This window comes from Alkalihalobacillus alcalophilus ATCC 27647 = CGMCC 1.3604, from assembly GCF_000292245.2.
GTDB classification, from domain to species: Bacteria; Bacillota; Bacilli; order Bacillales; family Bacillaceae_D; genus Alkalihalobacillus; species Alkalihalobacillus alcalophilus.
In genome coordinates this window covers 1-1,805 of the sequence record NZ_ALPT02000153.1, presented here as the reverse complement: position 1 = coordinate 1,805, position 1,805 = coordinate 1, and the positions used below count along the sequence as shown (strand labels likewise).

Genomic DNA, 1,805 nt, shown 5'->3' with positions numbered 1-1,805 from the left:
CTCCTCGTATATTATATTTAGCCCTTTGTTTTTGGGGAATTACCAGTTGATATTTGTTCTTTGATAACTTCATAGAGAGTCCCTTTCAGAAGAGGGGGGCTAGCCCCCCTCTTCTGAAAAATTTTGAAAAATGGGGTTGGACTCTTCGCGATGTCCCTAGATAATGGTCTTAGGATCGTTTGGGGAAAGTCTTTTTTCTCCTGTAGCTTCGACTACTTAAAAAGTCTGTCTCCTCAGTTCTTGTTCGAACTTCTAACCCGCAGGCTGTTCCCTCTGGCAACCCATGCTGGAAGTAGCGGCTTCCAGGCAGCTCATGGATCAGGGTGTGTTCTCATACGCGAGGGTGATTGACCGACAAGTCCACTGGGGGCATCCCGAAGAGTCCAAATTTCCCAAGATCCTAAATCGAAAGGAGGTTATCCCTTATGAAGTTATTTGTTGGAATTGACGTTAGTTCTCAAGATATGAAGGCTTGTATCATGGGGCCTGATGGAGAAACTCTTGGTTCTCCTATCGTTCAAAATAATCTCACAGGCGCTTCCTATCTTCGTGATCAAATCATGCACTTCGCTAAAAAGCTCATGCCTCAAGACATTCAGATTGGGCTAGAATCAACATCTGTCTACAGCTGGCATCCTGCTATGTTTTTTCACGAAGATCAGGGCCTTCAAGGCTTTCATACCAAGGTGTATACCATCAATCCAAAGCTTATTAAAAAGTTTAAAGAAGCCTATGTCGACCTCGATAAGAACGATCATATCGATGCTTGGATTATTGCTGATCGCCTTCGTTTTGGTCGTCTGCCTTTGACAAGTGTCATGCAGGAACAGTACATTGCTCTCCAACGTCTGACACGAATGAGATACCACCTCGTTCACAATCTGACGAGGGAAAAACAATATTTCTTACAACACTTGTTTTATAAATGCAGTTCTTTCACCACGGAAGTAGAAAGCTCTGTCTTTGGTAACGCCATCCTCGAATTACTACTCGAACAATATAGTCTTGACGAAATTGGGTCTATGAATGTGGATGAACTCGCTCATTTTCTTCAAGAGAAAGCAAGAAATCGCTTTGCTGATGCGGAATGTATTGCTAGATCTATCCAAAAAGCGGCACGCTCATCCTATCGTTTATCCAAGTGTGTTGAGGATTCCATTGACATTTTGTTAGCTACTTCCATTGAGTCCATTCGTAGTATTACAAAACAAATTAAAGAGTTGGATAAAGCCATTTCAAAGGTATTGGATGGTATTCCAAACACCCTTCAAACCATTCCAGGCATTGGTCCAGTTTATTGTGCTGGTATTTTAGCCGAGTTAGGCAGTATCGAGCGCTTTAAAGACCAAGCCTCTGTGGCTAAATACGCTGGGCTCGTATGGTCTAAGCACCAATCTGGTAAATTTCAAGCTGAGGAGACGAAAATGATTCGTTCTGGTAACCGTTATCTCCGTTTCTACCTTGTTGAAGCTGCCAATTCGGTGAAACGTTTTGATGATGAGTTTCATGCGTACTACCAGAAAAAGTATCAAGAAGTTCCTAAGCACAAACACAAAAGAGCACTCGTCTTAACCGCAAGAAAACTTGTGCGTTTGGTTGATGCGCTGCTACGCAATGACCAAATTTACACGCCTAGAAGGAAGGTGAATAACTAAGGGGAAAAAGACCCTAACTTACCTTCATTAAATTCCAGTATTTTACAAATAATACTGGGTTTCTTAAGCATTGTCTTTTTGCCTAAAATTACTTAAAAAATTTCCAATTCTTTTGTTTTATTGTCTTGACATATTACCGCAGGACTTTTT

Annotated in this window: 1 protein-coding gene; it reads left to right on the top strand. The window is 41.5% G+C overall.

The window, feature by feature from the left end:
• Nucleotides 1-425 precede the first annotated feature (425 nt).
• Complete coding sequence (locus tag BALCAV_RS20725) at nucleotides 426-1,655, top strand: IS110 family RNA-guided transposase (RefSeq protein WP_004427085.1); 1,230 nt, start codon at nucleotides 426-428, stop codon at nucleotides 1,653-1,655.
• Nucleotides 1,656-1,805: the final 150 nt, after the last annotated feature.